This is a genomic window from Ruegeria sp. CDSA246 (assembly GCF_059611225.1).
Genome location: NZ_JBXWPD010000010.1, coordinates 52,081 through 77,055, shown reverse-complemented (window position 1 = coordinate 77,055; position 24,975 = coordinate 52,081). Strand labels below are relative to the sequence as shown.

Sequence of the window (24,975 nt, the reverse complement as noted above, 5' to 3'; positions counted from 1 at the left end):
AGCTACAGGATTCCCCGATGGCAGACCAGCGCGCCGAACTGACATGGACTGAGGATCAGATCCCGGTCTCGGATCGTTTCGACGATCCGTATTACTCGTTGCAGAACGGGCTGGAAGAGACGCGGCATGTGTTTCTGGCGGGTAATGAGCTGCCTGCGCGGTTCGCATCTGGTTTCCACATTGCTGAATTGGGCTTTGGCACCGGCTTGAACATGCTGACTGTCTGGTCAGAGTGGGAGAATTCCGGCCAGACGACGCCCCTGTCCTTTACCAGTTTTGAGGCCTATCCGATGGCACCCGTGGACATGTCCCGAGCGCTGGCAGCCTTTCCTGAACTTGCGCCTTGGTCTGACCGGTTCCTTGCGCAATGGGAGGGAGGCACATGTGATTTGGGCACCCTGCGGCTTGAGGTTGTTGAAGGCGATGCACGTCAAACCCTGCAAGAATGGGAAGGTGCCGCCGATGCGTGGTTCTTGGATGGGTTCTCTCCGGCTAAAAACCCCGAATTATGGGGCGCAGACCTGATGCAGCAGGTCGCCGACCACACGGCCACTGGTGGGACGGCGGCGACGTATACAGCCGCCGGGTTCGTGCGACGGGGGCTTGAGGATGCCGGTTTCATAGTTACACGCGCACCCGGTTATGGCCGCAAGCGCCACATGACCTGCGCTGTCAAATAATGACGCAACAGAACAATACGCGCGCCGGGATTGCGTTGATGATCGGGGCGACCATCGTCTTTGCACTGCAGGACGGTATCTCGCGCCATCTGGCAGGAACCTACAACACCTACATGGTAGTGATGATCCGGTATTGGTTCTTTGCGGCCTTTGTCATCGCTTTGGCCGCACGTGCGCCCGGCGGATTGAAAGCCACCACCCAGACAAGCCAACTTAAGCTGCAAATATTTCGTGGCCTGCTGTTGGCGGCCGAGATCTGCGTCGCTGTGTTCAGTTTCACTGTTCTGGGCCTGATTGACGCGATGGCCGTATTCATCTGCTACCCGTTGTTGATCGCTGCTCTCAGCGGGCCGGTATTGGGCGAACAGTTCGGCTGGCGACGCTGGGCCGCAATCGGCGTTGGGTGCATCGGTGTTCTGATCATCCTGCAGCCCGGTGTAGGGGTCTTTAACCCTTGGGCCATTGTACCGCTGATCTCGGCTTTCATGTTTGCAGTCTATGGTTTGCTGACCCGTTACGTATCCCGCCGGGACAATTCCGCCACCAGCTTTTTCTGGACAGGCGTCAGCGGTGCCGTCGCCATGACGCTCGTGGGAATGTGGTTCTGGGAGCCGATGGCCCAGACGGACTGGGCCTGGATGGCGCTGCTATGCGTGAGCGGCGTTCTGGGGCATTGGTTGCTGATCAAATGCTATGAGATGGCCGAGGCCAGCGCGGTGCAGCCCTTCGCCTATTTCCACCTGGTCTGGAGCGCGATCCTGGGAATCTCGGTCTTTGGTGAAACGCTGCGCCCCGAAGTGGTCATAGGCGCAGCGCTGGTTGTCGCCGCCGGGCTGTTCACCCTATGGCGCGAAAGACGCCAGCGTTGACCCGACCAGTTCCTGCGAGAACGGGATCGGCAAGGCAGGTTGGCCAAGACGGGCGCGATAGACCGGCAGGCTTTCCGACACACGCATCACGTAGTTGCGGGTCTCGCTGAACGGGATCGTCTCAATCCAGTCGACCACGTCGATCTCACCTGCGCGCGGGTCGCCATAGCGATCCATCCACGACATCGGCCGACGTGGACCTGCGTTGTATCCTGCAGCCATCATCACAACGTTTCCGTTGAAATCAGCGGCCAGACCGGACAGGTAATTGGCACCCAGCTTGGCGTTGTATTGCCAGTCCGAAGTCAGCTTGATCGTCTTGTGGCCGCTTAGGATACCCAATTCCTTGGCAACAAGCTTTGCCGTGGCCGGCATGACCTGCATCAGCCCGCGCGCGCCGGCTCCACTGATCACAACGGGGTCAAACTCACTTTCCCGACGGGCAATGGCCAGCGTCATTTCCTTAGCCATGGGCAAACCCATGTCGGCCACCGGATGCACCGGGTAATAGGCGGCTGGCAAAACCAGGCCGACTGTTGCAGCGCGTTTGGCGATCATCACGGCCAGATGCGGCTGCTTTAACTCGATCACCAAATCGCCCAACTGATTGGCCTGAACCGGGTCCAACCCTTCAACCAGATGGGTCAGGAACCGTTCAGACAGGGTGTCTTCGTCAGCCTTCAGCAGCAGTAGCCCGGCTTCCAGTACGCTTGAATTGGAGAACTCAGCTTGCTTCCAGTGTGGCGCCCGGCGGGGGGTGGCCAACTCACTATCGAAAGGACGCCCGATCTGTTCCGCCGCCAGCAAGCCGTAGAAAGAGGATTGATAATCTGCACCCATCGCATAAGCGTCATAGGCTTTTTCGGCGTCACCATGGGCCGCATAGGCACGACCCAACCAATACCCGGCGCGTCCTTTCGAGATCGGCGATTTCACCGCGTCCGAGAAGTTCTGGAAATGCCGGATCGCGGTCGCCGGATCATTCAGCTTCCGCAAGGCCAGAAACCCGGAAAACCACTCCAGATCGGCATAGCCATAGCCCATTTCCGGCGTCATGTGGTGATTGGCAGCAATCTGATAAGCGCGGTTCTGGTCCCCATTTCGCATCTCAAGCCGGGCCAACCGGCGACGGCCTTCGGCCCATTTGTCAGGCTCCCCCAACGCATCAGGACCGGAAGAACGCGCCAGCATCAAGTCTATCGCGCTGTCGTCCAACTCTTTCCTGTCGCGCCAAACAAACCTGTCAAAAGCCAGTCCCGGAGAATCGATCAGCGATTTCGGAACTGCCGCCACCTTGGTGTCTACACCGGGTTGCCGTTTCTGAAGACCGATCCGCGCCTCAGCCAGTTTGCGCTGATCAGCGCCGACCAGCGGCAGCATCTGACCTGCGCTGACAAGATGATTGTCCCATAGCATCCGGTCCAGGCGTGCGGCGTGATGGGGTTTCAGCAGCTTGCCAAAGTTCTCAAGATAGTCCTTCTGCAGACCAGACCCCATGGGCATGGTCCGCCATGCCGCGACGATATCGGCCTCGGCATCTCCCTGACGACCCTTTGCCTTCAATGCGACTGCATAGTTCAACGCACCCTCTGCGGTTTGCGGTGGCTGTTCGGCATAGAATCTAAGAACGCGGTCCGGATCGGCGCCAGTAAAGGCGGGCTCACTTTTACGCCGCAACCAAGCCAGACCAGGCCAGTCTGGACGACGATCCAAAAACACCAGAACGTCACCCGAACTGCCAAACCCTTCGCGCAGCCAGTGCCAGACAATGATGTCCCGAGACACTGAACCCCGCGCACCAGAAACACGCAAGGCTTCATTCCAGTCCCCCTTGCGCATTTCATTCATACCGGCCCGCAGATCACCTGCGGCGTCGGCTCGCACATGTGTGCCCGAAATCAAAATTACGACCGTCAAAAACGCCAGAAAGCGTGTCATCCCTTGCATTTCCCAACCAACCAAGGATACAGCCATTCAGGATAAAGCTTGCGCCGTCGGGTTCAACTCAAGAAAGACAGATTTCTGGCAAACCGAGGCGTAAAAATTACAAACTGCACCTAAGGAGCGTGTCATGTTCAAAGGCTCTATGCCAGCCCTCGTCACACCGTTTAGCAACGGCGAGTTGGACCTGAAGACGCTCAAACACTTGGTGGAATGGCAGATTCAGGAAGGCTCCACCGGGCTGGTTCCCGTTGGCACCACCGGCGAAAGCCCCACGCTGAGCCACGAAGAGCATGAAACTGTTGTCGACGAGGTTGTCAAAGCCTCGGCTGGTCGTGTTCCTGTGATCGCAGGTGCTGGGTCAAACAACACTGTTGAGGCCATCCGGTTTGTGCGATTCGCGCAGAAAGTAGGCGCCGATGCAGCTCTGGTCGTGACGCCATATTACAACAAGCCCACGCAAAAGGGTCTACTGATGCATTTCCGTGCGCTGCATGATTGCGCGGATATTCCGATCATCATCTACAACATTCCCGGTCGATCAATAATCGACATGACCCCTGAAACCATGGGCGAGTTGGCGAAACTGCCGCGCATTGTGGGTGTAAAGGACGCGACCGGAGACCTGGCCCGCGTCAGCCAACAGCGCGCCTCCTGCGGTCCAAACTTTTGCCAGCTGTCCGGCGAGGACGCGACGGCGCTTGGTTTCAACGCGCATGGCGGTGTGGGCTGTATTTCGGTTACCGCGAACGTCGCGCCCAAACTATGTGCCGAATTCCAGCAGGCGACGCTGAACGGCGACTATGCCAAAGCGTTGGAGTATCAGGACCGCCTGATGCCCCTGCACGAAGCGATCTTTATCGAGCCCGGTCTTGTAGGCGCCAAATACGCGCTCAGCAAATTGGGCCTGTGCAGCGAAGAAGTCCGCTCGCCCCTGTCCGGGCTGGAAAGCAGCACCAAATCGGCGATCGACGCGGCGCTTCAGCACGCAGGCCTTATCTAAGGCGAATTCAAGAAAGAAAAAGGCGGCCTCGAACCTCGAGCGCCGCCTTTTTTTGTTCCGGATCCAGACTTCATCTGGCCAAAAATATCCCGGGGGAGTCGCGGCTTGCCGCGACGGGGGCAGAGCCCCCTACCGTTTTCCGTAATACAGCCCGACGACATGCTCGGCCTGTGCGAAGAACAGCCAGCGTGACGTCGCAACACCGGCCAGATGGGACAGCACAGCCAGCAGCGCGAAGAAATGACCGAATGGCAACAGCAGCAGGATAACCGGCAGAACAAACGCCAACGCAAACGAGATTATGCGCAGTTTTTCGGCATGCTTGCGGCCAACGACGTGAACGAATTCACGCAGCAAATAGTTGGTGCCGGTATGAGGAGGCTCGAATGCACGCACTGTGCCGCGATCGCCCAATCCGGTTGCCGTGCCCAGATTTGTGCCGGACTCCTCCAGTGCTTTGTCGCCCTTTTTCCAGTACAGGATCTGCACCAAAGCAGCGATCAGCAGTAGCGGCAGTGCCACTCGGACCTGCCCGGCCAACAGCGCGCCGCCCGCAAGGCTGAAGCTGAGGAACATGGCCGGAGTCAGGTTCATATTCCAGCGGGGAATGGTTTTGAGCTGCGTGTAGATCATCGACGTGGTAAATACGGTCAGCAGCGAAAACAGCGCACCGATCCAGCCAAGAAGGCTCCAGCGCTGGCCTAGGAAGATCACGCCAATCGCATAAAGCCCCATGACGATCAGAGCGATGACCGCGCACCAGCCTTCGCGGCTGAGCCAGCTGGTCTTCCATTGCGTAAACGCTTTCCAAGCCCGCTCGGGGTGGCCAAGGTGAAAGGTGGACGCCATCAGGCCGCCAACGGACAGGGCGTAGGCGATGGCGAAAAAGACAAAAGCGACCCAGCCAGAGACGTCTGGCAAACCGAGGCTCAAAAAGAACAACAGTCCAAAGCCAAGACCCGACAGGGTGGTGAAAATGATGACGGAAGGTGCTGGATGCATCAGAGCTTCTCCAAGGTCTTGTCCAGCCAGCTAAGGAACCCTTTGGGCTCTTCAGCGACCGGGGCCAGCAACGGGGCCAGGATGTCGATCTGATCTTCGACGTTGTCCTTGGGCCGTGGCGGCAGGTATTTGTTGACGGGTTTGGTGCCCATTTCCGGCATCAGGTCCATGCCACCGCGTTCGGCGACCAGTTTGCTGACATCGCTGTCCGCATCGCCCAGATCACCGAAGTGGCGCGCGCCTGCGGGACAGGTGCGTACGCATGACGGAACACGGTCTACTTCAGGCAGGTTTTCGTTGTAGATACGGTCAACGCAGAGGGTGCATTTCTTCATCACCCCTTCGGCCTGATCCAGTTCACGTGCGCCGTAGGGGCAGGACCACGCGCACAGGCCGCAACCGATGCAGTCGCTTTCATTGACTAAAACGATGCCATCCTCGACCCGCTTGTAGCTGGCCCCTGTGGGGCAAACGGTGACGCAAGGTGCGTCCTCGCAGTGCAGGCAGGATTTGGGGAAGTGGATCAGCTGGGCATGACCTTCCGCAGGCTGCACCTCGTAAGAGTGCACCCGGTTCAGGAACGTGCCGGACGGGTTGGCGCCGTACGCGTCCTGATCGGATAGCGGCGCGCCGTAGTTTTCCGTGTTCCAGCCTTTGCATGAGATGACGCAGGCGTGGCAGCCAACGCAGGTGTCCAGGTCGATGACCAGACCCATCTTGCGGTCGGTGGATGTGGGGAGCTGGGTCATGACTACCTTGCCTCCGCTTTTGTGGTGATGGCGGGCTGGGGCGCTGCCCCAGACCCGGGGATATTTTTAGCCAGATGAAGCAGGGATCGGATCATTTGCCTACCTTCCACGCCAAATCTTTCGGTCCAGTTCCGACCGGAGATTCAATCGGTGGGAATTCCGGTTGGCTTTCCGCATCCGTTGGCGCGTCAGCTTTTTCGATCTTCACTTTCAGGTCGAACCAGGCTGCCTGACCGGTGATCGGGTCAGAGTTTGCCCACCGCAGACCATCGCCCTTGGGCGGCAGCAGTTCGTGGATCAGGTGGTTCAGCAGGAAGCCCTTGGTGGCCTCGGGCGCGTCGTCTTGCAGCGCCCATGCGCCTTTGCGTTTGCCAATGGCGTTCCAGGTCCAGACGGTGTTTTCGTTCAGGGCCGCCATTTCCATGACCGGAACCGTGATCTCTCCATGCGGCGAGGTCACCTTGGCCCAATCACCGTCGCTCAGGCCATTCTCGCGCATCAGCTTGGTCGGAACATAAAGTGGGTTGCGGCCGTGCAACTGGCGCAGCCATGCGTTCTGGGTGCCCCAGCTGTGATACATCGCCATGGGGCGCTGGGTCAGAGCGTTGACAGTGAAGCCTTCGTTGCCGGCCTGGTCGGTTTCGTACCAGATGGGCATCGGGTCCAACGTCTCTTTGATGCGTTCCCGCAGGTGTTCCGGGGGCTGACGTTCGCCATGGCCTTCGGCGGCAAGCTGGAACTTGCGCATCGGCTCGGAATAGAGCTGGAACAGGTATGGCTGCGGGCTGTCATAGATGCCCATGCCGACAGCCCAATCCTGATAGGCTGCGTTCCATGGTTTGTAGTAATCCGCGCCTTCGGGAATATGGGCCACGTAGAAGCCGCCGTTTTCAATATAGCGGTTCAGCTGATCGGGGTTGACCTCGCCGCGGCCTTCCTTGTCGCCGTTTTCACCACGGAAACCGGCAAGTGGGCCGATGCCGGGCTTGCGCTCGTGGTTGACGATATAGTCGGCGTAATCTGTCCATTTGGCGCTGCCGTCTTCGTTGGTGAAGCCCGGCAGGCCCATGCGGTTGGCCAGTTCGACCAGCGCTGATTGGAAACCTTTGACATCCCGGTCGGGCTCAATCACCGGCCAGCGAATTGCGTCGGCTGCGGCATCCGCTTCGCAGATCGGGCGATCAAGCAGCGAGATACAGTCATGCCGTTCCAGATACGTGGTATCCGGCAGGATCAGGTCGGCATAGGCCACCATCTCCGACGAATAAGCGTCGGAATAGATGATATGCGGGATTACGTAATCGCCGTTTTCATCTTTGTCCGTCAGCATTTCCATGACACCTTTGGTGTTCATGGATGAGTTCCAGGACATGTTGGCCATGTACATGAACAGCGTGTCGATCTTGTAGGGATCGCCCGCATGTGCGTTCGAGATCACCATATGCATCAGCCCGTGGCTGGACATCGGGTTGTCCCACGTAAATGCCTTGTCGATCCGCGCCGGGCTGCCGTCTGCCTTCAGCGCCAGATCCTCTGGCCCTTGAACAAAGCCCAGATGCGGGCCGTCCAGCGGCGTGTTCGGGGTCACCTTGCAGTGCGGTCTCGGGTGCGCCTCGACCGGTTTGGGATAGGGCGGTTTGAAGCGGAAGCCGCCGGGGACTTCGACTGTGCCAAGGATGATCTGCAACACGTGCAGTGCGCGGCAGGTCTGGAAACCGTTGGCATGAGCCGAGACACCGCGCATCGAGTGCATTGCAACCGGGCGACCGATCATCTTGGTGTGTTTTTCGCCGCGGAAATCAGTCCATTCGCGCTCCAACTCGAACGCCTCGTCAAAGGCAACGCGGGCCAACTCGCCCGCGATGGCGCGGATACGGGTGGCGGGGATGCCACACTGCTCGGCGATGTTCTCGGGCGCGTATTCGTCGCTGAGGTAGCGTTCGGCCATCAGATGGAACACGGGCCGGTGGGTGACGCCATCCTTCTCAAAGGTCGCCGACAGGTCGGGGCGGACCCCCGGTTTGTCAAACGCCGTCAGTTCGCCCGTGTTGCGATCAACAACCAGCGGTTTGCCGTTCTCATCGCGCAGGAACAGACCTTTTGTGGGGCCTTCGGACGCGTCGACCAGAACCGGCGCGTTGGTGTAACGGCTGAGATAGTCCAGATCGATCTTGCCGGCCTTCATCAGCACGTGGATCATCGACAGGATGAACAACCCATCAGTACCAGGAGTGATCCCGACCCAATCGTCAGCAACCGCGTTATAGCCCGAGCGGATCGGGTTGACGCCGATCACCCGTGCGCCACGGGCTTTGATCTTGCCGATGCCCATCTTGATCGGGTTGCTGTCGTGGTCTTCGGCAACACCGAACAGCATGAACAGCTTGGTGTGATCCCAGTCGGGCTGGCCGAATTCCCAGAATGCTCCACCCATCGTGTAGATGCCGCCTGCGGCCATATTGACCGAGCAAAAACCACCATGGGCCGCATAGTTGCAGGTGCCAAAGTTTTGCGCCCAGAAGCTGGTGAAGCTCTGGCTCTGGTCCCGGCCGGTGAAAAACGCCAATTTTTCGGGGTTATCCTCGCGGATCGGCTTGAGCCAGCCAACGGCGATGTCCAGCGCCTCGTCCCAGCTGATCTCTTCGAACTTGCCCGAGCCACGCGGCCCGACGCGTTTCAGTGGGGCGCGCAAGCGGGACGGGGCATTGACCTGCATGATCCCTGCCGAGCCCTTGGCGCACAGGACGCCCTTGTTAACCGGGTGATCGCGGTTGCCTTCGATATAGGCAACCTTGCCGTCCTTCATGTGTACGTTGATGCCGCAGCGGCAGGCGCACATGTAGCACGTTGTTTTTCTGACCTCGTCAGAGACCTTGGGAGAGGTATTAATGATTGGCTGGTTCATTTCTGGTCCCTGTGGCTTTTGATCCGATTATTCTCATGAGCAGAGATCAATCGAAACAGTATTTCGCTTTAGCCGGATTTACGAGGCGTCTGTCCGGGTTTTGGATGTTTCTGCTTGCACGGCCGTAACCGCGATCATGTGCAGAACGTCCTCGGCGGAGCATCCGCGTGAAAGGTCGTTGGCCGGTTTCGCCAGTCCCTGAAGGACCGGGCCGATTGCTTCGGCACCCCCAATACGTTGCGCGATCTTGTAGCCAAGGTTGCCTGCGTCGAGGTTCGGGAACACAAAGACATTTGCCTCGCCGCGCAGAGGCGAGTCCTTGGCTTTCTTTGCAGCCACCTCGGGGACGAATGCGGCGTCAAACTGCAGCTCGCCGTCGATCAACAGATCGGGGTCGGCCGATTTTGCAATCTGCGTGGCCTCGCTGACCTTCGTGACTTTCGGATGATTGGCGCTGCCGCCGGTGGAAAAGGACAGCATCGCAACGCGGGGTGTCTCATGCGTCAGCGCCTTGAAAGACGCGGCAGATGCCCGGGCGATTTCGGCCAATTCCTGTTCGTTCGGATCAACAACCAGGCCGCAATCGGCAAAGATGTGCGCTCCGCGGACCGTGTGGTGATCGCGGCAGTAGAGCATCAGGAAAAAGCTGGAAACCATGGCTGCGTCGGGCGCTTTGCCGATGATCTGCAAAGCGGCGCGCACTGTGGCCGACGTGGTCTCAACAGCTCCGCCGACGGTTCCGTCGGCATTACCGGTATGAACCAGCATCGCGGCATAGTTCAGGCGGTGTTTGATTTCTTCGGCAGCCTTTTCAGGCGTCATGCCCTTGTGCTTGCGCCGCTCAAAAAGCTCAGCTGCAAACGCTTCGGCATGGGGAGAGTCCGATGGATCGTGGATTTCGATGCCGTCGACATCCTGACCAGCCTGTTCGGCCAGCAGGGCAGTTACTTTGGCTTTGTCACCAACCAGAATGATGCGCGCGACACCTTCCTTGCGGGCCTTCAAAGCACCTTCAACAACACGTGGATCATCGCCCTCAGCGAGGGCGATGATCTTGTCGGAGCTGCTAGCAGCTCCGAGAATTGTGCGTAGTGGCTTCACGCGATTATGCCCCGGCCGACGTATTCATGTCAGCCGCGTCGATACCGGCAACACGGACCGGCTTTTTCATGGCGTCGCGGCGGAAGGGATCGCCCAGTTCCTGGTTGATCATGGCTTCGATCAGAGTGGTGATGCCATTTTTCTGGTCGATGATCGCCTGGTTCAGGGCCGCGGTCAGCTCGTCCTGAGTGCGTGCAACGACGCCTTTCAGACCACATGCGGTTGCGATACCGGCATAAGAGACCTGTTGGTCCAGTTCGGTGCCAACGAAGTTGTCGTCGAACCACAGGGTCGAGTTACGCTTTTCAGCGCCCCACTGGTAGTTGCGGAAAACGATCTGGGTCACGGCGGGCCATTCTTCGCGGCCAATCGCGGTCAGTTCGTTCACAGCGATACCAAATGCGCCGTCACCCGAGAAACCGACAACCGGAACGTCCGGGCAACCAATTTTCGCGCCAACAACGGCAGGCAGGCCGTAACCACAGGGGCCAAACAGACCAGGGGCCAGGTACTTGCGGCCTTCTTCGAAGGACGGGTACGCGTTACCGATGGCGCAGTTGTTGCCGATATCGGACGAGATGATTGCCTCGGTCGGCAGCGCCGCTTGAATTGCGCGCCATGCCATGCGGGGGCTCATCCAGTCGGGCTTAGCGGCACGTGCACGCTCGTTCCAGGTGGTGCCCGGATCGTCGTTCTCGTGGGTCAGCGAGCTCAGTTCTTGCGCCCAAGCCGATTTGGTGGTGGCGATCAGGTTCTTGCGGTCTTCGCGACCTGCTTCACCGGCGTTGTCGCCCAGACGTTCCAGCAGACCTTCGGCCACTTTCTTGGCGTCGCCGACGATGCCAACGGTCACATCTTTGGTCAGGCCGATACGATCAGGGTTCAGGTCAACCTGAATGATCTTGGCATCGGTCGGCCAGTAGTTGATGCCGTAACCAGGCAAGGTCGAGAACGGGTTCAGACGAGTGCCCAGAGCCAGAACAACGTCCGCTTTGGCGATCAGTTCCATACCGGCTTTCGAACCGTTATAGCCCAACGGGCCAGCAAACAGCGGGTGCGAGCCGGGGAAGGCGTCGTTGTGCTGATAGCCAACGCAGACCGGTGCGGTCAGACGTTCGGCCAATTCGGCTGACGCAGGGATCGCGCCGGACAGAACAACACCAGCACCGTTCAGGATGACCGGGAATTTGGCGTCGGACAACAGGGCTGCGGCTTCGTCCAGTGCTTCGTTGCCGCCAGCAGTCGCGGCGAATTCGACGATCTTGGGCAGCTCGATGTCGATGACCTGAGTCCACATGTCGCGCGGGATGTTCATCTGAGCAGGTGCCGAGGCACGCTTGGCTTGCAGGATGACGCGGTTCAGAACTTCGGCGACACGGCTGGGGTCACGCAGTTCTTCCTGGTAGGCAACACAGTCCGCAAACATGCGCATCTGTTCCATTTCCTGGAAGCCACCCTGACCGATGGTCTTGTTGGCAGCCTGCGGAGTGATCAGCAGAACAGGGGTGTGGTTCCAGTATGCGGTTTTGACGGCGGTGACGAAGTTGGTGATGCCGGGGCCGTTCTGCGCGATCATCATCGACATCTTGCCGGTGGCACGGGTGTAGCCGTCCGCCATCATGCCGCCGGAACCTTCGTGGGCGCAGTCCCAGAAATTGATGCCTGCAGCCGGGAAGATATCCGAGATCGGCATCATCGCCGAGCCGATGATACCGAACGCATGTTCGATACCGTGCATTTGCAGAACCTTAACAAAGGCCTCTTCAGTGGTCATTTTCATCTGAGTGTTCTCCGCACAATTGAAGAAAGGTTCGGGCACAGCACCCGCCTTTGATACGGTTTTGGCGCAAGGGGCGAAGCGGCGTTAGGGCCAGAACGTTAGGCGGGATATGTCCAGAGTCGTGCTAGGCGGATCGGATGGCATCCGCGATCAGTTTCACCCCCGGCCCGATGCGGTCCCGGCCAATGGACGAGTATCCAAGGCGATAGAAGTTGTGCGGTCGGTGCAACCCATTGAAGAACGGGGCACCTGGTTCGATATGGACGCCCTGGCTCTGCAGCTTTTGGGCAAGTTTCGTCGTGTCCACACGCTCGGGGGCCGACATCCAAAGAGACGAGCCGCCCATGATTCCGCGTCCGGCAGCGGTAAGCCCGTACTGTTCGACTGCAGCATCCAACGCTTCGCGGCGCCGGGCAAGGGTCTTGGACATACGCCGAATCTGAGCATCGTAATGGCCCAGTGACAGGAAATAGGCCGCAGTGCGCTGGATATGGCCCGGCGGGTGGCGCAGCACCAAAGAACGCAAGGCTCGTGCCTCGCGGATAAAGGGCTCGGACCCAACAATGTAGCCTAGCCGCAATCCGGGAAACAGCGACTTCGAGAAGCTGCCCACATAGATCACCCGTCCGTCGCGATCCATTGACTTGAGGGCCGGGGACGGGGATCCCAGAAAGGCCATTTCAAACTCGTAATCGTCCTCGACCACCATGGCGTCCAGTTCGCGGGCGCGTTTCAGCAGCTCGTAGCGGCGTTCAACGGGCATGGTTGCCGTTGTCGGGCTTTGATGGCTGGGGGTGGTGAAAATTACGTCTGTTTCGTCAGGTAGCGCATCCGGGGTCAGGCCGTCGCTGTCGACGGCCAGTGGCGACACCTTGCAATCGGAGTGATTCAACAGATCCCGCAGCGCATAGTAACAGGGGTCTTCAATCACCGCTGTGCGGTTGCGGTTCAAAAGAATGCGTGAGGCCAGCCACAGTGCGTTTTGCGCGCCCATAGTGATCAAGATCTCTTCGGGGCGGGCGGCGATTCCACGGCGCGGCAACGTGTGACGGGCGATGAATTCGATCAGCAGCGGATCATCCTGATCCATGTAGTCCCCGGTCAGGGATGCAAAATCCTTGTGACCCAACGCGCGGACCGCGCAGAGACGCCAGTTGGCGTGGTCAAACAATTTCCGATCTGCCTGACCATAGATGAAAGGGTATTTGTAATCGCGCCAATTACTGGGCTTGGGCAGCACGTCCCCGTCCGAGAACCTGCGTGCGAGTGCCGTGTCCCAGTCGACATTTTCATCGCGTTTTTGCACAGGCGAATACTTGGGTGGCACGGGCGCGTTTTGCGAGACGAAATACCCCGACCGGCCTTTGGCAGTCAGGTAGTCATTGGCCAGAAGTTCCGTATACGCCAATGTCACCGTGATCCGGCTAACACCTAGGTGTGCCGCCAGTTTACGAGACGAGGGCAGCTTTTCCCCAACGTGGAACCGGCCAGACAGGATGCCTTCGGCAATCATCTGCTGGATCTGCGCCTGCAGCGTGCCCTGTCCGTTCAATTCCAGAAAGAATGTGTCGACCGATATTCCCATAGCGCCTTATAGGGTGGACTTAAGGCGAGGGCAATCTGGACTTAATCTCGTCTCGAGAATTCGTGAACAAGGCGCTTGACGAAAAAGAACGACTCACCTAAATAACTAGAAATTTAGTTTAATGGAGAAGTCAGATGTGGGAAACAGCTGCAGCAGGATTCTCGGCCATGGGCTCTGAAGCGCGACTGAAGGTTCTCAAGACATTGGTTCGGGCTGGTGAGGCGGGGTTGACCGTTGGGGAAATCCAGAACCGCACAGGCATTGCGCCTTCGACATTGGCCCATCACCTGCGGTTTCTCGCGGCCGGCGGTGTTGTCGAGCAAGAGAAAATCGGGCGCGCCACCATCAACCGCGCAAATTATGAAGAATTGAGAGGCCTCGCGCAGTTCATTCTTAGCGAATGCTGCGCGGACGAAGTGGGAAAGGCTGCGAACGATGGCTGAGCTGACACAAAACCCAAAGGCACCGGCAAAGGTGGCCGTTGATCTGATCAAAACCCCATGGGCGGTGATCGTGGCCATTCTGGCGCTTGTGGCTGTCCTTGACCCCGGCAATTGGGGAGAGGTTGTAACCTTTGCGGGTAAAGCCCTTGCCCATACGGGCCAGTACATTCTGTTCGCCGTCTTGCTGCTGTCTTACCTCAAGGCGACAGGTGCCGAAGTGATGGTTGCGCGCGCCTTTGAGGGGCGCGAGACGCGGATGATCTTTCTGGCCGCAGTCTTCGGCGGCCTCGCACCGTTCTGTTCTTGCGAAGTCATTCCGTTTATTGCTGGTCTGCTGGCGCTTGGTGCGCCATTGTCGGCTGTCATGGCGTTCTGGCTCAGCTCGCCCTTGATTGATCCACCTACCCTGTTGATCACGGCAGGCGCATTGGGTTGGCCATTTGCAATCGGCAAGGCCATTGCAGCTGTCGCATTGGGTCTGTTTGGGGGCTTTGCCGTCCGTGCCCTGATGCGAGGTGGTGCGTTTGCCCAGCCTCTGCGCGAGCACAAACCGGCTGGCTGCGGATGCGGACCTAAAACAGAGGACAAACCTGTCTGGAAGTTCTGGCAGGTACCCGAGCGTCGTCAGCGCTTCCGGTCCGAGTTCATTCACAACAGCCTGTTTCTGTTGAAATGGTTGGCTCTGGCCTATGTGCTTGAGGCGCTGTTGGTCAGCTATGTGCCCGCCGATCTGATCGCGCGCGTTGTCGGCGGTGACGGTGTTGTACCCATTGTCATTGCCGCGTTGGTCGGGATGCCCGCTTACCTGAACTCCTACGTCGCGCCGCCGCTGCTGGCAGGCCTGATGGAACAGGGGATGAGCGCTGGGGCCGCGATGTCATTCATGGTCGCGGGTGCCGTCAGTTCGATCCCAGCGATGGCCGCCGTCTGGTCATTGATCAAACCGAGGGTTTTTGCGACCTATTTGGGACTGGGGATTATCGGGGCCATCACCGCCGGCATCCTGTTCCAGATGATCTGAAACCAAAGCCGTCCGGTGTTCTTATCGGGCGGCTTTTCTTATCCTGCTTCGCAGTGGCGTGGCAGTTTGAACCGATACCGGGCCTCGCCACTGTCCACGTACACACGTTTCTCGATGCAGGCTGTCGTGCCAACGGTTTGTGAGACCGGAGCGTCGGTTGAAGTGATCGAGGTCGCAGACCCGTCCGGCAGCCGGACCGAAGCAATGACGCCGTTCTTGAGGTCCCCGTTGATGGGTGTCGCTGACAAGACGTTGACGGTCATGAATGCCTCATGCTCGTGCTCGCCGCTGTCGTTGAAGATCAGCAAACCAGCAGCGACGGCAACAAGACCAACACCGCCTGCCATGGGCAAACCCCAGGTCTTCAGGAAGGCATAGATCGAAACGGCGCGATGCGGTCCAAATAGTTTGGAAAGAACGTTCAGCATGGTTTTCTCGTAAAAAAGCCCCGGTCCGTTCAGGCCGGGGCTGTCTGTGCTTTAGGGGCGCGGATCGTCTTCGTCTTCGTCGTCGGCACCGCCTTTGGGCAGGTTGAAGAAGCTGTCCGCGTCGAGGATTGGTTCTTCTTCTTTCTCTTCCGCAGGCTCGTCCGACAGCGAGAAGGTTTCCAGACCTTCGATGGCAGTCGGGATCTTCGGCGCCGCGTCCATTTCCAGCGACTGTTCGGTCGAGACCAGCTTGCGGCGCTCGTCATCGCTCATGACGCCACCTTCGGCAGCTTTCTTGGCTGCGGCCTTCTGCACGATCGCGTCCAACTCGGACTGTTTGCACAGGCCCAGGGCAACGGGGTCGATCGGCTGCATGTTGGAAATGTTCCAGTGGGTCCGTTCACGGATCGACTGGATGGTCGGCTTAGTGGTGCCCACCAGCTTGGCGATCTGACCGTCGCTGAGTTCCGGGTGGAACTTGACCAGCCACAGGATCGAGTTCGGACGGTCCTGACGCTTGGACAGCGGGGTATAGCGCGGACCGCGACGCTTTTCCTCGCCGCTTGCAGCGGGGTTGAACTTGAGCTTCAGCTTGTGCAGCGGGTTGTTCTGCGCGGTGTCGATCTCGTCCTGGGTCAGCTGGTTGTTGGCGATGGGGTCAAAGCCTTTCACGCCAGCGGCCACATCGCCGTCCGCGATGCCCTGCACCTCAAGCTCGTGCATGCCTACGAAATCCGCGATCTGCTTGAAGCTGATCGTGGTGTTGTCCACCAGCCATACGGCTGTTGCCTTGGCCATAAGCGGTTTTGCCATCAGCCCGTCTCCTATAAATACATCTTTCCCGTCGCCGGAATTCGGCGGCCCCTTTTTTTGGGGCAGGTTTCCGTTGTCGGGGAACTTGGTCCGTATATAGTCGCGCCAAGGCAAGAAGGGAAGAGGCGAATGCGCTGGGTTGTTTTGGGGCTGGTTTCGTGGATTTTCGGTGCAATGGCGGCGCTGGGCGATGGCGAAAAGGCAGGCAAGTTTGACTACTACGTCTTGTCGCTTAGCTGGTCGCCAAACTGGTGCGCCCGCGAAGGCGACGCGCGCGGATCGGATCAATGCGACACCCGGCATGACCATGGCTGGATCCTGCATGGTCTGTGGCCTCAGTACCATCAGGGCTGGCCCGCCTTCTGCCGTACGCCCGAGGCGCCGCCATCGCGGGCTATGTCACGCAAAATGACCGATATTCAGGGCAGTTCCGGTCTGGCGTGGCATCAATGGAAAAAGCATGGAACCTGCTCGGGCCTCAGTGCGTCCGACTATTATGCGCTGTCCCGGCAGGCGTATGAGGCGGTTGAGCGTCCTCAGGTATTCCGCAAGCTGGACGCCTCGGTCAAACTGCCTGCATCGGTCGTGGAAGAAGCCTTTCTGAAAGCCAACCCCGGCCTTGAGCGCGATATGATCACAGTGACCTGCAAGCAGGGCTATATAGAAGAGGTCCGACTGTGCCTGTCGCGCGACCTTGAACCCGTTCCCTGTGGTCGTGACGTGATCCGCGATTGTACGGCCAAAGACGCGCTTTTCGATCCGATTCGTTAGAGTTTCCTGTTCTGGCACTCTCGCGCATATTCCAGCGCTTTGGCCGTACCTTTCAGATCAATCGCCATCACCGTCTCACCCGCAGGGTTGTAAACCGTCATGGTCTTGTTCTGGGCAATTGCGTTGACGAAGCTGCGGTCGGTGAAAAACACAGTCGCGCCAGGCACGTCACGCTGATTGAAGCCGATGGCCGTGGCGTCATAGCTTTTGCCGTCCAGATCGAACCGGATCGGATAACTCTCGCCCTGTTTGATATCGCCCCACGCCTTGTTGTAGACGGCGAAATACCCGCGATTATCCAGCGCATCATAGCCCAACCGCACGACCGAGAGGTCTTGGTAGATCGTTTGAATCAGACAGCCGTTTCCGAGCGCTGGGTCCATCATAATGTTCCAGCCCTCGACAAAGCCTTTGTCGATCAGTTCCTGCGAAAACGCGGCGGTGGCTGTAAAGGCGGCAAGCGCGAGGGCAAATAGGCGTTTCATAACAGTTTCCAATATCAAATGGATAAGGTCGCAGCCATAGTACACGCCGCGTGCAAGAGGCAAAGGCCATTCTTGATTAATGCGGCCGCGAACAAAGACCTATGTGCACAGCGGAACCCGGCTATGCCTCACAGGGCAAACGCTTGAAACTCGGCTGTGGCACAATAGTTTTCGCCCCATAAAATTAAGGAGCGTGCCATGCCGCAACATCCAAGAACATTTTCTCACATCGGATTGTCCGTCCCAAACGTTGACGAGGCTGTAAAGTTCTACTCTGAAGTCCTTGGTTTTTACGTAATCATGCCACCAACGGACGTGGTAGAGGATGACACGGATATCGGTGTCATGTGCACTGATGTGTTTGGTCCGGAATGGAAAAAACTGCGTATTGCGCATCTCGCGACCGCTGATCGCGTTGGTTTTGAACTTTTCGAGTTTCACGGGAACTATGTGCCTGAAAACAATATCGACTTTCGCCAGAACGGTACGTTTCATTTTTGCGTCCAGGACCCGGATGTCGAAGGCTTGGTAGAAAAAATCGTGGCGGCTGGCGGCAAACAACGGATGCCGATCCGATACTATTATCCCGGTGAGAAACCCTATCGCATGGTCTACGTCGAAGACCCATTTGGTATCGTCTTCGAGATATACAGCCATTCCTATGAATTGACGTATTCGTCGGGTGCTTACACCTGACAATCGGAACAGACCTTGGTGTGCAACCGGAAGAGGCGAATCCTTTCCGGTTGTCGCCGTATCGCAAGACTCAGAGTTCTTTTCGTGCCCTCAGCGCCGCCGTAATCGTCCCGTCGTCCAGATAATCAAGCTCGCCCCCAATCGGAACACCCTGCGCCAGTGAGGTCAGGCGGACCTGTCCCTCCAACTGATCCGCGATGTAGTGGGCGGTGGTCTGGCCATCGACAGTGGCATTTAGGGCCAGAATGACCTCAGAAATCCCTTCGGCCATCACCCGATCCTTGAGTCGGGGAATGCGCAGTTCGTCCGGTCCGACCCCATCCAGAGCCGACAATGTGCCGCCCAAAACGTGATAGCGACCCTTGAAAACTGCAGCGCGTTCCATCGCCCAGAGATCAGCCACATCTTCGACCACGCACAACTCTCCGGTTGCACGATCCTCGCTATCGCAAATGTCACAGATATCTGTCGTGCCTACGTTGCCGCAATTCAGGCATTCGCGGGCGGTGGCAGCCACCTGCTGCATTACGTCCGACAGGGGCGTCAGCAGCAGGGCGCGCTTTCGGATCAGGTGCAGCACTGCGCGGCGGGCCGAGCGGGGGCCGAGGCCGGGCAGTTTGGCCATCAGGTCGATCAGATTGTCGATATCGCTGTTCGAACTCACGGCGTGTGCTCCTGCAAAAGGGCCGGACAGGGGTGCCCGGCCTTTGGGTCGTCAGGAGTGTCTATCAGAACGGCAGCTTGATGTCTGCGGGCAGACCCATGCTTTCGGTCAGCCTTGCCATCTCGGCCTGAGAGCGCTCGGCCGCTTTGGTTTGCGCGTCCTTGATAGCGGCCAGAATCAGATCTTCGACAACCTCTTTATCGTCGCCGTTGAAGATCGACGGATCGATGTCCAAACCCTTCAGCTCGCCTTTTGCGGTGGCGGTAGCCTTCACCAGCCCCGCACCGGATTCGCCCACAACCATCATGTTGTTCAGCTCTTCCTGCATATCCGTCATCTTGGTCTGCAAATCCTGTGCGGATTTCATCATCTTGGCCATATCGCCCAGACCGCCGAGTCCTTTGAGCATTTACTGTCTCCTAAATTGTGATCGCCTTAGGCGAACATATACAGCGTAAAGTGTCATCGACGCACATAGCGCAATTGTCAGCCCTATGATCAGGCTGGAATGACCGATGCACCCGATGTCTGCCGCCGATCTACGCGAGTCATCCATCAAGTCGTCGACAAAAATGTGAGCCGCCCAAATCGCCCAAGCGAAGGACGTCGCCAATGCGATCCATAGGTTTCCGCGCCAGATTGCTATAGCAGACAACACCAGCAAGACCATGGATACCGGATGCAAGGTGAGAGCAACTGCTTCGACCAATTCGCTAACCGGTTCGCCATCCCAGCCAGGGTTAAATACTTCGCATGCTTCGTAATAGACCGCATCGATGTGTGCAAAGTGCAGGTGTTAATCCTCCTCGAACGGGTCCCATTCGTCTTCGACCTCAGGCAGTGCTTCGGTTTCTACCTTGGCGGCGCGTTCCTCCGGGGTTTCGATCCGTTTGATGCGCGCTTTGGGAAACTGCATCAGAACGGCTTGAACCAATGGGTGTTGTTCGGCCTGCGCTTTCAACGCCAGATCAGCCGCGTCTCGAACCTCGGCGATTGTTGCCGCGTCCCCATCGGCCACGATTGAGACGGCCCATCGGTTTCCGGTCCAGCGTTGCAAGGCTGAACCAAGCCTTTGCGCCAGATCGGTCGGCGCTTTGTCCGTCGGCGTGAACTCGATCCGTCCCGGGGAATACGAGACGAGACGCACACCGTTTTCGACCTCAACCAACAGTTTTACGTCCCGGTTGGTGCGGATCAACTCGACCACGTGTTCGAAGGTTGGATAGCGTGCCAGCGCGGTCTGGATGTCCTGAGCAAGCGCTGCGGTGGGTGCCCCTGCCGGCCCGCGCTGGGCCGAGAGATGCGTAGAGGAAGTCGCCTGCGTAGGTGCATGAGTTGGCACAGCCACACCACCGCCAGGTCCCCCGTTCGGTGGGGGTGGAGGCGCATCCTGTAGTCGTTTGATAAGTTCTTCGGGGCTTGGCAAATCGGCCACATGAGTCAGACGAATGATTGCCATTTCGGCGGCCATCATCGCGTTGGGTGCTGCAGAGACCTCCTCCAGCGCTTTCAGCAACATCTGCCACATCCGCGTCAACACCCGCATCGGCAGCGCCTCGGCCATCTGTTGACCGCGCGCACGTTCATCCGGTGAGACGGTGGGGTCATCGGCGGCATCGGGCGTGATTTTGACCACGGAAACCCAATGGGTGATCTCGGCCAGATCGCGCAGCACGGCCAGCGGGTCGGCCCCTTCGGCATACTGGCCGCTCAACTCAGTCAATGCCCCAGCCGCATCGCCACGCAGGATCATGTCCATCAGATCCAGCACGCGCCCGCGATCTGCAAGGCCCAACATTGCCCGAACCTGATCGGCGCTGGTTTCCCCTGCACCATGTGAGATCGCCTGATCCAACAGCGAGGTCGCATCGCGGGCAGAGCCTTCGGCCGCACGTGTGATCAAAGCAAGCGCGTCTTCGGCGATCTGTGCGTTTTCCGCCGCGGCGATCTTGTTGAGCAGACCGATCATATCTTCGGGTTCGATCCGGCGCAGGTCAAACCGCTGGCAGCGCGACAGCACTGTCACCGGGACCTTGCGGATTTCGGTCGTCGCAAAGATGAACTTTACATGTTCGGGCGGTTCCTCAAGCGTTTTGAGCAGCGCATTGAAAGCGCTGGTCGACAGCATGTGAACTTCGTCGATGATGTAAATCTTATAACGCGCACTGGCGGCACGATAGCGAACGCTGTCGATGATCTCGCGGATATCGTTCACGCCGGTGCGGCTGGCGGCGTCCATCTCCATCACGTCGACATGCCGGCCTTCCATGATGGCAACGCAATGCTCGCACTGACCACAAGGTTCGGTCGTTGGCTTGCCTTCACCATCGGGACCGATGCAGTTCATACCTTTGGCGATAATCCGGGCAGTGGTGGTTTTGCCGGTGCCGCGAATACCGGTCATGATAAAGGCCTGCGCGATCCGATCCGCTTCGAACGCATTTTTCAGCGTGCGCACCATTGCGTCCTGTCCAACCAGATCTGCAAAGGTTTCAGGGCGGTACTTGCGGGCAAGAACCTGATAGGCGGGGCTGGGCGTTTCGGTCATGTCTGCTCTGTCAGATTCGTGTCAGAAATGCAGCGTAGAGACCCGGGCCGCCCGCGTCCACAGCATGCTTTGTGGAATTTCGGTTTGGACAGCGTCTGTAAGCGGGATAAATAGGCTGTCAAAATCTGGTGGGCCGGTGGCAGTAGGAGCATAAGCTTTGGCAAAATTTGCAATCTACGCGCTGCCTGTTGGCACAGGCACCTTGGCGCTGTCCCCCTTGCCTAGCGGCGGCAGTGGGTATGTGGATGATCTGAGGGTGATACAGGACTGGAACCCCGATCTGGTGATTTCAATGACCACCGAGGCCGAGATGCGGCAGGTCGGCGCAGGCGGTTTTGGTCGAGACGTTCAAAGCAGGTCCGCGACCTGGGTGCATCTTCCGGTCGAGGATTTTGGCACGCCGCCCCTGCCAATCGAAACTCTTTGGCCCGACGCCAGCGCAGCCGCCCGGCAGGTGCTGTCCGACGGTGGACGCGTGCTGGTGCATTGCCGGGGCGGTTGTGGGCGGTCGGGGATGGTCGCGCTGAGGCTCATGGTGGAAAGCGGTGAAGATCCAAACCACGCGCTAAACCGGCTGCGCTTGGCCCGACCATGCGCGGTGGAAACGGATGAGCAGATGGCTTGGGCCATGAAACCGGCCCAGAGCGATCGGTGAACTAGGATCAGGCCGTGGCTTGTTGAACAACCTGATGCGATGGACGCGGTGCAAGGGCCGATGCCTGAAGCATGGCGCAAGGCAAGGCCGCCAAAACACCAGCAGGCAGAGTGGAAAAGTCAGGGTTGAACATCATATCGGCGTATTCGTCCAACGTGTCGGCCGAGTCGCCCGTGTTTGCCCCGCAATAGACCCTGATCCGGGCCGGGCTGGCGCGAAACCGTGCGGTGCAACCCTCATCGCAATGGGTCAGTTCGCTGGAGCCGTCCACCTCAAATTCGCTGGTCGTCATTGGTTGTGCTGTTGCCATCGCCTCGGCCAATGCCCGAGCCATTTGGGCCAATGCGGGGCATGTTTTCCCCGTTTTCTGGCACAGGGTGGCGGTGAATTCGTGGGTCGTTGTCTTCCAGATCATAATGCGCCCTCCGCGCGGTGAGCGGGGGACGTGGAACAGGGAACTCAGCGTACTGAAGACCTGCCCGGACACCCCGCCCGAGTTTCGGTTTTTACTTTGATGGCAGGTCTCCTGACTTGCGGGTCATTGCTTTGCCGACCTTCCCAGCCTTTCGGCCAGTGGTATTTCGGCATTGCTTACCGCTTACAGTTGCGGGGGCAGTCGCGGCCTTGGTCTGTTCCGGCATTGCCGGGCTGGACCGCACCGAGTTCCCTTTTCATCCCGCCCCAATATAAGGACGAGAACCATCACCTCATCGCTAGCGGTTGTAGGTGGCTTGAGTCAAGCGGGCTGTTTTCCATCGTTCAAGTGGACGCTTGGTCACTTTGAAAATCTGTTGACTCTAGTCGCGCAAAAGCGCCGATATGCCATATGTGAACCGAATAGTTCAGATGCTTGCGAGGGCACCATGTTGGACAACACTCCGGTCGTTTTGACCGAAGATTTCACGTTTTCTGCCGGAGAGGCCGAACTGTCGGCACGGCTGTATATGCCTGCCTCGGCACCTGATGTGGCGGTTGTAGTCCATGCAGCCACAGGCGTACCGCGCGACTATTACCAGCATTTTGCGCGGTGGTTGGTGGAAGAACAGGGTATGGCCTGTCTGACCTATGACTATCGCGATTTTGGCCACTCTCTACACGGGCGCCTGCGCGATTCGCAGGCCACGATGGCTGACTGGGCGTTGATCGACATGCCCGCTGCTCGCGCCGAAATGCGGCGCAGATTTCCCGCCGCCCAGCAGTGGAGCATTGGCCATTCGGTGGGTGGAATGCTGGGGCCAATTCAGCCCGATATTGAGCAGATCGACCGGATGATCTGTGTCTGTTCAGGTTTGGTGACGGTATCCGACCACCCCTGGCCGTATCGCGCACTGGCGACAATGTTCTGGTATGCCCACCCGCCATTGCTGGTTAAGGCATTGGGATACCTGCCGGGCAAGGCACTTGGGTTCGGCTCGGACCTTCCGGCACGTGTCTACTGGCAGTGGCGCAAATGGTGCACCGCTGCGCTGAGCTATGTGCCGGATATCGGCAAAAGCCTTCCAGACGCCCGTTGGGCTGCGTCGGAAACACCCGTCGATCTGTTCACAATGGACGATGATCAGGTGGTGCCCCCGAACGCGGTTTGGCGCCTGGCCGATCTTTACGGTCCCAAAGCCCGCCGGCATCAGTTGTCGCCGAAAGACTTTGGATTGGCCGAGGTCGGTCACATCGGCGCATTTGCGCGCCGAAATGCGGCCATATGGCCCCGGTTAATCGCCTGAGCCGGTACTTACAGCTTTTTGCGGGATTTCTTGTCCTGCATCACCGATCGTACCATCTTACCAAAGGCCTTGTCGCGCGCACGAGACTGCGCAACGGTTTCCGAGTTCCTTTCATCTTCGCGCCGCAGCTTTCGCCAGCGCTCCAACCGCTCGGTGTCCAGTGATCCGTTTGCAATCGCATCCTGCACGGCGCAGCCCGGCTCGGCCTGATGCTGACAATCGGAAAAGCGGCAGGTCTGAGCCAATTCCAGAATGTCAGAAAAGACCTCATCGACGCCATCCTGCGCATCCAGCAACCGCAAAGCCCGCATGCCGGGTGTATCGACCAGCCATCCGCCGTTCTGCATCGGATGCAACGCGCGGGCAGTTGTCGTGTGCCGCCCGCGCGCGTCGTCCGCGCGAACGCCGGACGTTGCCTCATCCAGGCCCGTCATGGCGTTGACCAATGTTGTCTTGCCGACACCGGATGAGCCGACCATTGCGGCAGTCTGCCCGGTGGAGCACCAGGACAGAACTTGCTGCACGTCCAGGGCATCCAAAGCATTGATAGCCAGCACGGTCAAAAACGGAGCCAGCGACTCGGCTGCTTTGGAGAAATTATCAGGATCGGCGCAGGTATCGGCCTTGGTTAGAACGATCACCGGATAGCACCCGGCCTGGTGTGCCAAAGCCAAATACCGTTCCAGTCGGGCCAGATTGAAGTCAGCATTGCAGGAACTGACGATGAACAGCACATCCACATTAGCAGCAATCAACTGAGCCTGGGCCCCGGTTCCGGCGGCGCGGCGTTTCAAAAGGCTGCGGCGTTCCAGCAGCTGTTGAACGCGGTTATGATCATCCGCCAATACCCAGTCGCCGACGGCGAAGTCGCCCGTCGGCTGGGCCAGGGTGAGCAGAGGTGTTTCACCGTTGATGTTTGCACCGATCAGACGATCACGGTGAACGGCTGTGATGCGAAAGGGAACGCACGAAGGATTGGCCGCATGTTGGGCGGCAAAGTGTGAGGACCATCCCAGGTCCGAAAGTGTAAAAGACATTGTTCTGCCTGTGTTCAGGTACAGCAATCCGTCTGGATGGCGGTCGCGCATCCAGCGGTAATGTGTTCAGGCAGGTGT

At 58.6% G+C, this 24,975-nt stretch carries 24 protein-coding genes and 1 riboswitch; of the genes, 9 read left to right on the top strand and 15 right to left on the bottom strand.

Going from position 1 to position 24,975, the window contains the following annotated elements:
- Positions 1-17: 17 nt before the first annotated feature.
- Positions 18-680, top strand: a complete 663-nt coding sequence (gene mnmC2, locus AC2FI9_RS14255) for a tRNA (5-methylaminomethyl-2-thiouridine)(34)-methyltransferase MnmC2 (protein WP_496768493.1) — start codon at positions 18-20, stop codon at positions 678-680.
- A complete protein-coding gene (locus tag AC2FI9_RS14250; protein WP_496768491.1) occupies positions 680-1,549 on the top strand; it encodes a DMT family transporter in 870 nt (289 codons plus the stop codon). Before mnmC2 ends, AC2FI9_RS14250 begins: the two co-directional genes overlap by 1 nt.
- Here AC2FI9_RS14250 and AC2FI9_RS14245 read toward each other — a convergent pair.
- The gene (locus AC2FI9_RS14245; protein WP_496768489.1) at positions 1,523-3,487 is read right to left on the bottom strand and encodes a lytic transglycosylase domain-containing protein; all 1,965 of its coding nucleotides are present in this window, start codon (positions 3,485-3,487) and stop codon (positions 1,523-1,525) included. The genes AC2FI9_RS14250 and AC2FI9_RS14245 overlap by 27 nt on opposite strands.
- Before the next feature lie 133 nt (positions 3,488-3,620).
- On the opposite strand from AC2FI9_RS14245, the gene dapA reads away from it, so the two are divergent.
- On the top strand, positions 3,621-4,493 hold the full coding sequence (dapA, locus tag AC2FI9_RS14240; RefSeq protein WP_496706373.1) for a 4-hydroxy-tetrahydrodipicolinate synthase: 873 nt from the start codon (positions 3,621-3,623) through the stop codon (positions 4,491-4,493).
- 129 nt (positions 4,494-4,622) lie between these two features.
- On the opposite strand, the gene AC2FI9_RS14235 is transcribed toward dapA, so the two are convergent.
- The 6 genes from AC2FI9_RS14235 to pdxR all read right to left on the bottom strand — a co-directional run bounded on the left by AC2FI9_RS14235 (position 4,623) and on the right by pdxR (position 13,615).
- Positions 4,623-5,495: a dimethyl sulfoxide reductase anchor subunit family protein gene (locus AC2FI9_RS14235; RefSeq protein WP_282170465.1), complete on the bottom strand. Its 873-nt coding sequence runs from the start codon at positions 5,493-5,495 to the stop codon at positions 4,623-4,625.
- Positions 5,495-6,244 carry a 4Fe-4S dicluster domain-containing protein gene (locus AC2FI9_RS14230; RefSeq protein ID WP_108861155.1) on the bottom strand — a complete coding sequence of 250 codons (750 nt, stop codon included), beginning with the start codon at positions 6,242-6,244 and terminating at the stop codon, positions 5,495-5,497. The genes AC2FI9_RS14235 and AC2FI9_RS14230 overlap by 1 nt, the downstream gene beginning before the upstream one ends.
- Positions 6,245-6,335: 91 nt before the next feature.
- Complete coding sequence (locus tag AC2FI9_RS14225; RefSeq protein WP_496768487.1) at positions 6,336-9,149, bottom strand: molybdopterin oxidoreductase family protein; 2,814 nt, start codon at positions 9,147-9,149, stop codon at positions 6,336-6,338.
- 78 nt (positions 9,150-9,227) lie between these two features.
- Entirely contained in the window at positions 9,228-10,250 is a 1,023-nt protein-coding gene (gene pta / locus AC2FI9_RS14220; RefSeq protein ID WP_496735682.1) for a phosphate acetyltransferase, read from the bottom strand.
- A gap of 4 nt (positions 10,251-10,254) precedes the next feature.
- Positions 10,255-12,030 carry a sulfoacetaldehyde acetyltransferase gene (xsc, locus tag AC2FI9_RS14215; protein ID WP_496768485.1) on the bottom strand — a complete coding sequence of 592 codons (1,776 nt, stop codon included), beginning with the start codon at positions 12,028-12,030 and terminating at the stop codon, positions 10,255-10,257.
- 124 nt (positions 12,031-12,154) lie between these two features.
- Positions 12,155-13,615, bottom strand: a complete 1,461-nt coding sequence (pdxR, locus tag AC2FI9_RS14210; protein WP_496726604.1) for a MocR-like pyridoxine biosynthesis transcription factor PdxR — start codon at positions 13,613-13,615, stop codon at positions 12,155-12,157.
- 134 nt (positions 13,616-13,749) lie between these two features.
- Between pdxR and AC2FI9_RS14205 the strand changes: the two genes are divergently transcribed.
- Both AC2FI9_RS14205 and AC2FI9_RS14200 read left to right on the top strand, forming a co-directional pair.
- Complete coding sequence (locus tag AC2FI9_RS14205; protein ID WP_058272522.1) at positions 13,750-14,058, top strand: ArsR/SmtB family transcription factor; 309 nt, start codon at positions 13,750-13,752, stop codon at positions 14,056-14,058.
- Positions 14,051-15,079, top strand: coding sequence for a permease (locus AC2FI9_RS14200; protein ID WP_496768483.1), 1,029 nt, complete (start codon positions 14,051-14,053; stop codon positions 15,077-15,079). Before AC2FI9_RS14205 ends, AC2FI9_RS14200 begins: the two co-directional genes overlap by 8 nt.
- Positions 15,080-15,117: 38 nt before the next feature.
- Here AC2FI9_RS14200 and AC2FI9_RS14195 read toward each other — a convergent pair whose 3' ends face one another.
- Together AC2FI9_RS14195 and AC2FI9_RS14190 are read right to left on the bottom strand one after the other, a co-directional pair.
- A complete protein-coding gene (locus AC2FI9_RS14195) occupies positions 15,118-15,507 on the bottom strand; it encodes a hypothetical protein (protein WP_496768480.1) in 390 nt (129 codons plus the stop codon).
- Positions 15,508-15,558: 51 nt separating this feature from the next.
- A complete protein-coding gene (locus tag AC2FI9_RS14190) occupies positions 15,559-16,320 on the bottom strand; it encodes a DUF1013 domain-containing protein (protein ID WP_108861163.1) in 762 nt (253 codons plus the stop codon).
- Between the two features lie 129 nt (positions 16,321-16,449).
- Between AC2FI9_RS14190 and AC2FI9_RS14185 the strand changes: the two genes are divergently transcribed.
- Positions 16,450-17,091, top strand: a complete 642-nt coding sequence (locus AC2FI9_RS14185; RefSeq protein ID WP_496768478.1) for a ribonuclease T2 family protein — start codon at positions 16,450-16,452, stop codon at positions 17,089-17,091.
- On the opposite strand, the gene AC2FI9_RS14180 is transcribed toward AC2FI9_RS14185, so the two are convergent.
- Positions 17,088-17,576, bottom strand: a complete 489-nt coding sequence (locus AC2FI9_RS14180; protein WP_496768476.1) for a hypothetical protein — start codon at positions 17,574-17,576, stop codon at positions 17,088-17,090. The two genes, AC2FI9_RS14185 and AC2FI9_RS14180, sit on opposite strands and share 4 nt — an antisense overlap.
- A gap of 198 nt (positions 17,577-17,774) precedes the next feature.
- Between AC2FI9_RS14180 and AC2FI9_RS14175 the strand changes: the two genes are divergently transcribed.
- Positions 17,775-18,272: a lactoylglutathione lyase family protein gene (locus AC2FI9_RS14175; protein WP_496726608.1), complete on the top strand. Its 498-nt coding sequence runs from the start codon at positions 17,775-17,777 to the stop codon at positions 18,270-18,272.
- Between the two features lie 70 nt (positions 18,273-18,342).
- Here the strand turns inward: AC2FI9_RS14175 and recR are convergent, their stop codons facing one another.
- The 3 genes from recR to AC2FI9_RS14160 form a co-directional block, all read right to left on the bottom strand.
- On the bottom strand, positions 18,343-18,936 hold the full coding sequence (gene recR / locus AC2FI9_RS14170) for a recombination mediator RecR (RefSeq protein WP_496726609.1): 594 nt from the start codon (positions 18,934-18,936) through the stop codon (positions 18,343-18,345).
- 64 nt (positions 18,937-19,000) lie between these two features.
- Complete coding sequence (locus AC2FI9_RS14165) at positions 19,001-19,345, bottom strand: YbaB/EbfC family nucleoid-associated protein (protein WP_496726610.1); 345 nt, start codon at positions 19,343-19,345, stop codon at positions 19,001-19,003.
- 387 nt (positions 19,346-19,732) lie between these two features.
- Positions 19,733-21,484, bottom strand: a complete 1,752-nt coding sequence (locus AC2FI9_RS14160; protein WP_496768474.1) for a DNA polymerase III subunit gamma/tau — start codon at positions 21,482-21,484, stop codon at positions 19,733-19,735.
- 157 nt (positions 21,485-21,641) lie between these two features.
- Between AC2FI9_RS14160 and AC2FI9_RS14155 the strand changes: the two genes are divergently transcribed.
- Positions 21,642-22,139: a protein-tyrosine phosphatase family protein gene (locus AC2FI9_RS14155; protein ID WP_496768472.1), complete on the top strand. Its 498-nt coding sequence runs from the start codon at positions 21,642-21,644 to the stop codon at positions 22,137-22,139.
- 7 nt (positions 22,140-22,146) lie between these two features.
- Here the strand turns inward: AC2FI9_RS14155 and AC2FI9_RS14150 are convergent, their stop codons facing one another.
- Positions 22,147-22,554, bottom strand: a complete 408-nt coding sequence (locus AC2FI9_RS14150) for a hypothetical protein (RefSeq protein WP_282120274.1) — start codon at positions 22,552-22,554, stop codon at positions 22,147-22,149.
- An 84-nt stretch (positions 22,555-22,638) separates the two neighbouring features.
- Positions 22,639-22,858: riboswitch (cobalamin riboswitch) on the bottom strand.
- Positions 22,859-23,002: 144 nt separating this feature from the next.
- Between AC2FI9_RS14150 and AC2FI9_RS14145 the strand changes: the two genes are divergently transcribed.
- Positions 23,003-23,860 (top strand): alpha/beta hydrolase family protein, encoded by an 858-nt coding sequence (locus AC2FI9_RS14145; RefSeq protein WP_496768469.1) that lies wholly within the window; start codon positions 23,003-23,005, stop codon positions 23,858-23,860.
- Positions 23,861-23,868: 8 nt separating this feature from the next.
- Here AC2FI9_RS14145 and rsgA read toward each other — a convergent pair whose 3' ends face one another.
- Entirely contained in the window at positions 23,869-24,897 is a 1,029-nt protein-coding gene (gene rsgA, locus AC2FI9_RS14140; RefSeq protein WP_496768466.1) for a ribosome small subunit-dependent GTPase A, read from the bottom strand.
- Positions 24,898-24,975 lie beyond the last annotated feature (78 nt).

Coding starts and splice junctions, on each gene's coding strand:
- AC2FI9_RS14145 (WP_496768469.1), top strand. CDS start 23,003: ATGTTGGACAACACTCCGGTCGTTTTGACCGAAGATTTCACGTTTTCT.
- pdxR (WP_496726604.1), bottom strand. CDS start 13,615: ATGGGAATATCGGTCGACACATTCTTTCTGGAATTGAACGGACAGGGC.
- AC2FI9_RS14235 (WP_282170465.1), bottom strand. CDS start 5,495: ATGCATCCAGCACCTTCCGTCATCATTTTCACCACCCTGTCGGGTCTT.
- AC2FI9_RS14150 (WP_282120274.1), bottom strand. CDS start 22,554: ATGATCTGGAAGACAACGACCCACGAATTCACCGCCACCCTGTGCCAG.
- AC2FI9_RS14195 (WP_496768480.1), bottom strand. CDS start 15,507: ATGCTGAACGTTCTTTCCAAACTATTTGGACCGCATCGCGCCGTTTCG.
- dapA (WP_496706373.1), top strand. CDS start 3,621: ATGTTCAAAGGCTCTATGCCAGCCCTCGTCACACCGTTTAGCAACGGC.
- AC2FI9_RS14205 (WP_058272522.1), top strand. CDS start 13,750: ATGTGGGAAACAGCTGCAGCAGGATTCTCGGCCATGGGCTCTGAAGCG.
- AC2FI9_RS14165 (WP_496726610.1), bottom strand. CDS start 19,345: ATGCTCAAAGGACTCGGCGGTCTGGGCGATATGGCCAAGATGATGAAA.
- AC2FI9_RS14245 (WP_496768489.1), bottom strand. CDS start 3,487: ATGACACGCTTTCTGGCGTTTTTGACGGTCGTAATTTTGATTTCGGGC.
- AC2FI9_RS14225 (WP_496768487.1), bottom strand. CDS start 9,149: ATGAACCAGCCAATCATTAATACCTCTCCCAAGGTCTCTGACGAGGTC.
- mnmC2 (WP_496768493.1), top strand. CDS start 18: ATGGCAGACCAGCGCGCCGAACTGACATGGACTGAGGATCAGATCCCG.
- rsgA (WP_496768466.1), bottom strand. CDS start 24,897: ATGTCTTTTACACTTTCGGACCTGGGATGGTCCTCACACTTTGCCGCC.
- AC2FI9_RS14190 (WP_108861163.1), bottom strand. CDS start 16,320: ATGGCAAAACCGCTTATGGCCAAGGCAACAGCCGTATGGCTGGTGGAC.
- AC2FI9_RS14200 (WP_496768483.1), top strand. CDS start 14,051: ATGGCTGAGCTGACACAAAACCCAAAGGCACCGGCAAAGGTGGCCGTT.
- AC2FI9_RS14180 (WP_496768476.1), bottom strand. CDS start 17,576: ATGAAACGCCTATTTGCCCTCGCGCTTGCCGCCTTTACAGCCACCGCC.
- xsc (WP_496768485.1), bottom strand. CDS start 12,030: ATGAAAATGACCACTGAAGAGGCCTTTGTTAAGGTTCTGCAAATGCAC.
- AC2FI9_RS14185 (WP_496768478.1), top strand. CDS start 16,450: ATGCGCTGGGTTGTTTTGGGGCTGGTTTCGTGGATTTTCGGTGCAATG.
- AC2FI9_RS14250 (WP_496768491.1), top strand. CDS start 680: ATGACGCAACAGAACAATACGCGCGCCGGGATTGCGTTGATGATCGGG.
- AC2FI9_RS14175 (WP_496726608.1), top strand. CDS start 17,775: ATGCCGCAACATCCAAGAACATTTTCTCACATCGGATTGTCCGTCCCA.
- AC2FI9_RS14160 (WP_496768474.1), bottom strand. CDS start 21,484: ATGACCGAAACGCCCAGCCCCGCCTATCAGGTTCTTGCCCGCAAGTAC.
- AC2FI9_RS14230 (WP_108861155.1), bottom strand. CDS start 6,244: ATGACCCAGCTCCCCACATCCACCGACCGCAAGATGGGTCTGGTCATC.